The organism is Marinovum algicola, assembly GCF_900109145.1.
Taxonomy (GTDB): domain Bacteria; phylum Pseudomonadota; class Alphaproteobacteria; order Rhodobacterales; family Rhodobacteraceae; genus Marinovum; species Marinovum algicola.
Genome location: NZ_FNYY01000021.1, coordinates 79722 through 87350 on the forward strand (window position 1 = coordinate 79722; position 7629 = coordinate 87350).

Sequence of the window (7629 nt, forward strand, 5' to 3'; positions counted from 1 at the left end):
GCTGACAAACCATTGACTGCCGCAGGGTGTTCCAATGTGCCTGGTTAGGCAGGTGAGGTTTCGCTGACGCCGCCGACTTCGCTCGTGATCGTATTCGCCTGGGCGGTCTATCTCCCGCTCTCGCGGGTCCGGAGCCTGGATGTGTCTTTCAGATATAGCTCAGCCTCGTGCTGGCTCAGGAAGATCTCGCCCGTCAGCTCATCGAGGAAATGGCTCCGCTTGAGGCGGTCCATCACCGGTCCCTTCACTTCGCTCAGGTGCAGGCGGATGTCGGCGTCACGGAGGCGTGCATTGATCGCCTCAAGTGATTCCAGCGCCGAAAGATCAACCTCATTGACCGCGGGAAACATCAGCACCACGTCCGTCAGTTCCGGCTTGTCGGCGGCATAGGCGGCAAGCTGGTCTTCGAGATAGCGTGCGTTCGGAAAATAGAGGCTCTCGTCGACCCGCAGCGACAGGACATGCGGCTGGGTTTCTACCTCGTGGCGCAACACATTGCGAAAATGCTCTGTGCCAGGCACGCGGCCCACGACCGCCATGTGCGGGCGCGACGTCTTGTAGAGATGCACGAGGATCGAGGTAACGACCCCGGCCGTCACGCCCAGCTCAACCCCGGCCAGCAAGGTGAGCAGGATCGTTACTGCAACAGCGGCAAAGTCGGCACGGCTGAAGGCCCAGGCGCGCTTGAGGATCGACAGATCGACGAGGCTCAGCACAGCAACGATGATCGTGGCCGCCAGGGTGGCTTTGGGCAGATAATGGATCAGCGGTGTCAGAAACAGCGCCGCGAGCGCCAGACCGAGGGCGGTGAAAGCGCCGGCGGCCGGGGTCTCGGCGCCCGCGTCATAGTTGACCACCGAGCGTGAGAAGCCGCCCGTGACCGGGAAGCCGCCAGTGAAGGCCGCACCCATATTGGCCGCGCCGAGGCCGATCAGTTCCTGGTCGGGGTCGATCCGCTGGCGCTTCTTCGCGGCCAGGGTCTGCGCGACCGAAATCGATTCAACAAAACCGATGATCGAGATCAGCAACGCGGGCATCGCAAGCTGTTTGATCAACTCCGGAGAGACCGACGGCAGGGTAAGTGGCGGCAGACTTTGCGGCACCTCTCCCACGATGGCAACGCCGCGCTCGCCGAGATCGAAAAACCAGACGGCCAGCGTGGTGCCGACGATGGCCAGCACCGGGCCGGTCTTCGCCCCCAGGTCGGCCGCTCGCGGGCCGAGCCCGGCACGAAGCAGAAGCGGCTTCAGCCCGCCCCGCACCCAGTAGAGGAAGGCCGTGGCCGAGGCACCAAGCGCAAGGGTGATGAGATTGACGTCACCCAGATGCGCCCAGAGGCTTGCGAGAATTTCGATCAGCGTGTGGCCCTCGGCATCGATGCCGAGGATGTGGCGTAACTGGCTGGCGGCGATCAGGATGCCGCTGGCGGTGATAAAGCCCGCGATTACCGGGTGGGACAGGAAATTGGCCAAAAATCCCAACCGCAGCAGCCCCAGGGCAAGGAGCATCGCGCCAGAGAGCGCCGCCAGCGTCAGCGCCGCGGTAACATAGCCCGCCGTGCCGCTTTCGGCGATATTGCCGACTGCCGCAGCTGTCATCAGCGACACCACGGCCACCGGTCCAACCGCGAGCGCCCGCGACGTGCCAAAGATCGCATAGAGGAGGATCGGCGCGATAGACGCGTAAATCCCGGCCTCCGGCGGCATCCCGGCCAGCAACGCATAGGCCAGCGACTGCGGGATCAGCATGATCGTGACGATCACCGCTGCGACAGCATCGCCGGTAAAGGCGGAGCGATCATAGCGACGCCCCCAGTCAAGGATCGGGAAATAGCGCGGCAGCGACATAGCATCAGGTCCGGGATCAGTGAGGAACTGGAGGGTGGCCTCATGACCACCCACCCGAGGTTCAGTCGAAGCGGTTGACCGGCAGCTTCAAGTAATGATTGCCGTCATCTTCCGCCGGTGGCAGCCGCCCACCCCGCAGGTTCACCTGGAGCGCGGCCAGGATGCGGTCAGGTAGCGGCAGCGTCGCATCGCGCTCCTGTCGGCGCTTGATGTAGTCCTCACGGTCGGTGCCGTCCTTGACGTGCTTGTTGTTTGCCTTGTGCTCTGCAACCGTCGCTTCCCACATCGGCTCGTCGCGGTCCGGCCCGCCGTAGTCATGGCCGACGAAGAGCCGGGTGTTGCCCGGCAGCGCCAGGATCTCCTGGATCGATTCCCAGAGCTCGGATGTCTTGCCGCCCGGAAAGTCCGAGCGCGAGGTGCCGACGTCGGGCTGCATCAGCGTGTCATGCACAAAAGCCGCGTCGCCGCAGACGTAGGTGATCGAGCCGAGCGTGTGGCCCGGCGACAGCATGACCTTCACGTCGAGCTCACCGATACTGAATGTCTCGCCCTCCTCAAATAGGCGGTCGAAATCGCGTTCGGGGTCAAAGGCATCTGGCAGGTTGTATAGATCGGCCCAGATCTTCGCGATCTCGGGAACCAGAGCCCCGATGGCGTTCGGCGCACCAGTGCGCTCCTTCAGATGCGCCGAAGCCATCACATGATCGGCATGCGGATGCGTGTCGAGCACCCACTCAACTTCCAGCCCGTTCTCGCGCACGAGGTCCAGAACCTGGTCCATGCTCTCGGTCGAGAACCGATAGTTCCGGTGATCGAAGTTCCACGCGACGTCGATCAGCGCTGCTTTCTTCGTCGTCGGATCGGCGCAGATGTATTGGATGGAACCGGTGTCGGGTTCATAGATGCCCCAGACATCGGGGCTGCCTTCGCCGGTCGAGGGCGAATGGCGGACGACACGGGACTTCAGCGGATCTTTCATTGGGTGGCTCCTTTCAGCGAGAAGGGTTTGTCGGGCGCATGGCGGGCCGCCCACATGCCAATCAGCATGAACGGCACGAAGATGAGGGTGCCTGTGGCGGCGATGGGAAGGGCAGTGAGCGCCGGTCCGGGGCAAAACCCGCCGAGCCCCCAACCCGTTCCAAAGATCGCAGCTCCTACTACCAGCTTCGGCTCGAGGTCGCTCTTCCGCGGGATGCGGAATTCGCTGTCGAAGAATGGACGGTCGAGCGCCCGGGTGAGCCAGGCGAACCCTGGCGCCGTCACCAGGATGGCGCCACCCATCACGAAGGCGAGGCTCGGGTCCCAACTGCCGAACAGGTCGAGAAAGTTCAGCACCTTGGCCGGGTTGGCCATGCCTGAGATGATCAGGCCGAGGCCGAAAATCAGGCCGGAAATTAGGGCAAATATCTGTTTCATCGCTGAGACCTCAAATCAGGTGACGGGTGACGAGGACGGTCACGAAGGCCGCCGTCATGAATACGATCGTTGCCACAATGGAGCGCGCTGAGCCGCGGGAGATGCCGCAGACCCCATGGCCCGAGGTGCAGCCGCTGCCGAAGACGGCGCCGAAGCCCACAAGCAGGCCGGCAATCGCCATCAGAACCGGGCTGGACGGCACCCATTGCTCAGGCCAATCGCCCGACACCAGCAGCCAGAGCGGAGCGGCCAGCAACAAGCCCAGGACGAACAGGGCTGAAACGCCGCGCGCTTCACCGTCGCTGCTACGCGCGAAGATGCGTGAGGTCAGCCCGCTGATCCCAGCGATGCGGCCGTTCGTGGCCATCAGCAATACCGCCGATGCCCCGATCATCATGCCGCCGCCGAGCGACAGCCATGGTGTGAATGCAGTTTCCATCTCTCCACTCCGTGATGGCGCGCAAGATCGTGCACGCTTGATGTTATCTATTGTCGATGTATATCGGAGCCTGAATATTCAAGGTGAGGCATGTAGTGGCCGACGACGACCTGCTTGACGGCGACATCAAAAAAGCCGCTGAACTGATGAAGATGCTGGCCTCGGAGGCCCGTTTGCGGATTCTGTGTCGTCTGGTGGAAGGCGAGCGCTCGGTAGGCGAACTCGCCCAAGCCTGTGGCGTCGCTCAGCCCACGATGTCTCAGCAACTCAAACGGCTCAAAGACGCCGGTCTGGTAGAAGGCCGCCGGGAAGCCCAGACGGTCTACTATCGACTTGCAGGGAATGAAGCTGCGGCGGTGCTGGAGACCCTGCACACCCTGTATTGCGCACGTTAGCGCTGGCCAATGTCGATTGAGAAGGGGCTCGCAACTTGAACGGACAAGAACATTGAGTATTGATCGCGCTTGCCGTGTAATCGCTGTATGAACACACAAGCGATCAGGCGACTTGGCGTCCAGATGGGCCGCCGCTTAACCAAGGATGCCCGGCATCTGAAGATCGGCTTGGGCGGAGCCGTGGCAACGCTCTTGTTGGCCTCGATCTGGATCGTGGTGGACGCGCGGCAGGACGAGCAGGCCGATGTCCGCACCGCAGCGACGAACATCAGCGCGCTCCTTGCGCAGCAAGGCAGGACCGCGCTTGAATCAACCGACCTCGCATTGCGTGCGATCGCCGCTCGGCTCGAACGCGAGGATCTCCCACAAGACGACGCGGAATTTCGCACGTTCATTCGCAGTCTCAACGAACGCCTTGAGACGGTTCGTGCGCTCTTCGTGATCGGAGCGGACGGCCACATCAGTCACGACACCGATTACCCGGACACTCCGCGCGTTTCGCTGGCCGACAGGCAGTATTTCAGCGTATTGCGCGACGACCCCGACAGGGATTTCTACGTCGGCCGCCCGATTCTGAGCCGGTCGGTCTCGCGCTGGTTTGTTCCCGTCGCGCGTCGCCTCGAGTCCAGCGATGGCCAATTCGCCGGGGTTGCGGTGGCGGCGCTTGAGCCGAACTTCATCGAACGAACCTACGGCCGCCTGAAACTCGAGCCGCGTGACGTAGTCGCCCTGTTTCATGCGGACCGAACTCTGATTGCGAGCGTCCCGCCGCTGCCCGACGCCTATGGAAAACAGGCCGAGAATGTCAGGATTTTCGCGCCCGACCTGGCCGAGGCTTCAAACGGTATTTATCAGACCATGAACCCACTTACCGAGCGCGAGGCGGTGGTCGGGTTTGAACGTTTTGGCGCGTTCCCTCTGGTAGTCGCCGTCGGGCTTGACCACGGCGACGCTCTGGTCGATTGGCGCCGGACACTCTGGACCGTCGTTCTCGCCGATATCCTCCTGATCTCGCTGATGCTACTGCTCTACTCGGCGCTGGAACGTCGTCGGCTCGAGCGGCAGGTCGAGCGCCAGAAGGCAGTGATGGAGCAGAAACTTGAGACCATCGGTTTCATGACAAGCGGAGTCGCACATGACTTCAAGAACATCCTTGCGGTGATCGACTCCGCGGTGCGCTTGCTGCGTCGAAGAGACGTTGACGAGACCTTGCTTCGGGGCATTGATGAAGCCCGAGAGCGCGGTGTCGGGCTAATCTCTGATCTGCTCAAGTTCGCCAAAGATCAGGAGGTGCATACAAGCACATTCAGCCTGGATGGGCAGATCCGCTCCCTCGAAGCTCTGCTCCGCCGCAGCACGGGCTCAGGTATCACGCTTTCACTCGATCTCGAGGCCGGCGAAGCCTGCGTGGAGGCGAGCCGAGCGCTTTTGGATGCGGCTTTGATGAATCTGGCGGTCAACGCCTCGCACGCAATGCCCAAGGGGGGCGAACTCGTTATTTCGACGAGGGTCGTCGACCTCGAAGAACATCCCAGCCTTCATCCCGGACGGTATGCGTCCATTCAGGTTGAAGATACCGGACAAGGCATCACTCAGGAAACACTGGCCAGCCTGTTCCAGCCGTTCACAAGCACGAAAGGGGCTAATGGCACCGGTCTCGGTCTCTATCAGACACAGCGTTTCGCGCGGGAGGCTGGTGGAGATATAGGCGTCACCAGCGAGCTTGACCACGGAACGCGAGTGCAAATTCTGCTGCCGGTGGCAGACAGTTCTGCGCGTTAAAGATTGGCGGTTTGTTCCCGCCGAATTCTATGTGATCGCGCAGATAACGCCCGGATTCCGGATTATTAGACCGAGCTGCCCGGCCTCAGGCCGGACAGCCTTTCAGGCAGTTCGAGTTAGATGATCCGCACCTGCGTTCCGACTGGCGTGATCTCGAAGAGCTCCGCGATCATCTCATTGTAGAGTCCGATACATCCGTCAGAGGATGTGACCTGCCCCCCGAGGCTCCCTCATTCATAACGAGAGTTTGCGGGTTTGGATTTCATATTCTTCGTCGTAGGTTTGGGCAAGCGCGGCGAGCGCGGAGCCCTCAATTTGCTCAAGCGCTCGCCGCGCCTCTGCGGGTGTTTGGTTTCCGAGTGATGAGTGCGGTCTGACGTTATTGTAATCGTATCGCCAAAGGGCCAGCTTTCGGCGGGCATCATCTAACGTGTCGAAGATCTCCTCATTCAGCAACTCGTCTCGCAGGCTGCCGTTGAAGCTTTCGACGAAGCCATTCTGCTGAGGCTTGCCGGGGTCAATGTAATGCCAATTAACGTCGTTATCGCCGGCCCATTTCAGGATCGCACGGCTGGTGAACTCCGTCCCATTATCGCTGACAATACAAGCTGGCTTCCCGTAGACACGCACAAGCGCGTCCAATTCGCGGGCTACACGTGCGCCAGATATGCTCGTGTCGGCCATCAGGCACAGGTTCTCGCGGCAGCAGTCGTCGTTCACGGCTAACATACGGAACTTGCGGGAAGCACCAAACGTGTCAGACACAAAATCCAAGGACCAACGCTGACCTGGGTGCAAGGCCAGCGGCATCGGTGTTCGCGATCCTCGCGCTCGTTTGCGGCCCCTGCGCCGTCTGACGCCCAGCTTTTCCTCAGTGTAGAGGCGATACAGCTTCTTGTGGTTCATGATCATCCCTTTGCGTTCCAACAGCACGCCGATCCGACGATAACCAAACCGACGACGCTTGCTGGCAATCGCCTGCATTTCTTCGCGAACTTCTGGATTATCCGGCGAGTGATCACGCCGGACGGTCTTGGGATCGACACCGACAAGCCTGCACGCGCGGCGTTGCGAGATATCATGATCCAGCATCGCCTTGCGTGCAGCAGCCCGTCGCACATTCGGTGTCGTCAGTTCTTTCCCAGCAAATCCTTCAACACAACGTTGTCGAGCATGGTGTCAGCCAGCAGGCGCTTCAGCTTGGCGTTCTCGTCCTCGAGCGACTTTAAGCGATGGGTGTCAGAAACATTCATGCCGCCATATTTGGCTTTGAACTTGTAGAACGACGCAGGGCTCAGCCCATGTCTGCGGCACACCTCAGCTGTCGGCATCCCAGCTTCTTGCTCTTTGATCATCCCAATAATCTGGGCCTCTGTAAAACGACTCTGTCGCATTTGTTTGCTCCTTCAAGGGTTGAGCAAACTCTACATTAAAGTGAGGGACGTTTCGGGGGGCAGGTCAGACACGTTAGATGATGCCCGCCGAAAGCTGGCCCTTTGGCGATACGATTACAATAACGTCAGACCGCACTCATCACTCGGAAACCAAACACCCGCAGAGGCGCGGCGAGCGCTTGAGCAAATTGAGGGCTCCGCGCTCGCCGCGCTTGCCCAAACCTACGACGAAGAATATGAAATCCAAACCCGCAAACTCTCGTTATGAATGAGGGAGCCTCGGGGGGCAGGTCAGATGCACTGTAAGCGCCCGGTTTCTACCGCAGCGGCTGGTCCTTGACGCGGGCGATAATGTC

General features: G+C 60.9%; 7 protein-coding genes and 2 pseudogenes. 3 read left to right on the plus strand and 6 right to left on the minus strand.

Features of this window, described 5'->3' with window-relative positions; all coding sequences use genetic code 11:
• Positions 1-107: 107 nt before the first annotated feature.
• The 4 genes from BMW90_RS21330 to BMW90_RS21345 all read right to left on the minus strand — a co-directional run bounded on the left by BMW90_RS21330 (position 108) and on the right by BMW90_RS21345 (position 3702).
• Entirely contained in the window at positions 108-1847 is a 1740-nt protein-coding gene (locus BMW90_RS21330) for a SulP family inorganic anion transporter (RefSeq protein ID WP_074839010.1), read from the minus strand.
• A gap of 61 nt (positions 1848-1908) precedes the next feature.
• Complete coding sequence (locus BMW90_RS21335; RefSeq protein WP_074839013.1) at positions 1909-2826, minus strand: MBL fold metallo-hydrolase; 918 nt, start codon at positions 2824-2826, stop codon at positions 1909-1911.
• On the minus strand, positions 2823-3263 hold the full coding sequence (locus BMW90_RS21340) for a YeeE/YedE family protein (protein WP_074839016.1): 441 nt from the start codon (positions 3261-3263) through the stop codon (positions 2823-2825). The genes BMW90_RS21335 and BMW90_RS21340 overlap by 4 nt, the downstream gene beginning before the upstream one ends.
• A 10-nt stretch (positions 3264-3273) precedes the next feature.
• Positions 3274-3702 (minus strand): YeeE/YedE family protein, encoded by a 429-nt coding sequence (locus BMW90_RS21345; RefSeq protein WP_074839018.1) that lies wholly within the window; start codon positions 3700-3702, stop codon positions 3274-3276.
• Positions 3703-3797: 95 nt separating this feature from the next.
• Between BMW90_RS21345 and BMW90_RS21350 the strand changes: the two genes are divergently transcribed.
• Together BMW90_RS21350 and BMW90_RS21355 are read left to right on the plus strand one after the other, a co-directional pair.
• Complete coding sequence (locus BMW90_RS21350; protein ID WP_074839021.1) at positions 3798-4097, plus strand: ArsR/SmtB family transcription factor; 300 nt, start codon at positions 3798-3800, stop codon at positions 4095-4097.
• A gap of 87 nt (positions 4098-4184) precedes the next feature.
• Positions 4185-5879, plus strand: coding sequence for a hybrid sensor histidine kinase/response regulator (locus BMW90_RS21355; RefSeq protein WP_139211502.1), 1695 nt, complete (start codon positions 4185-4187; stop codon positions 5877-5879).
• Between the two features lie 116 nt (positions 5880-5995).
• Here BMW90_RS21355 and BMW90_RS27075 read toward each other — a convergent pair.
• A pseudogene (locus tag BMW90_RS27075) lies at positions 5996-6085 on the minus strand (L,D-transpeptidase family protein); the annotation flags it as partial.
• Positions 6086-6113: 28 nt separating this feature from the next.
• Positions 6114-7273, minus strand: a protein-coding gene (locus tag BMW90_RS21360; RefSeq protein WP_139211503.1) for an IS3 family transposase whose coding sequence is annotated in 2 segments (ribosomal slippage) — positions 6114-7024 and positions 7024-7273 — 1161 coding nt in all. Because the reading frame shifts where the segments join, the coding sequence is not laid out codon by codon here.
• A gap of 67 nt (positions 7274-7340) precedes the next feature.
• Between BMW90_RS21360 and BMW90_RS21370 the strand changes: the two are divergent.
• A pseudogene (locus BMW90_RS21370) lies at positions 7341-7541 on the plus strand (integrase core domain-containing protein); the annotation flags it as partial.
• Between the last annotated feature and the right edge of the window lie 88 nt (positions 7542-7629).

Excerpts from the sequence above, each read along its gene's own strand:
- BMW90_RS21330 (WP_074839010.1), bottom strand. The coding sequence starts at position 1,847 with ATGTCGCTGCCGCGCTATTTCCCGATCCTTGACTGGGGGCGTCGCTAT.
- BMW90_RS21335 (WP_074839013.1), bottom strand. The coding sequence starts at position 2,826 with ATGAAAGATCCGCTGAAGTCCCGTGTCGTCCGCCATTCGCCCTCGACC.
- BMW90_RS21340 (WP_074839016.1), bottom strand. The coding sequence starts at position 3,263 with ATGAAACAGATATTTGCCCTAATTTCCGGCCTGATTTTCGGCCTCGGC.
- BMW90_RS21345 (WP_074839018.1), bottom strand. The coding sequence starts at position 3,702 with ATGGAAACTGCATTCACACCATGGCTGTCGCTCGGCGGCGGCATGATG.
- BMW90_RS21355 (WP_139211502.1), top strand. The coding sequence starts at position 4,185 with ATGAACACACAAGCGATCAGGCGACTTGGCGTCCAGATGGGCCGCCGC.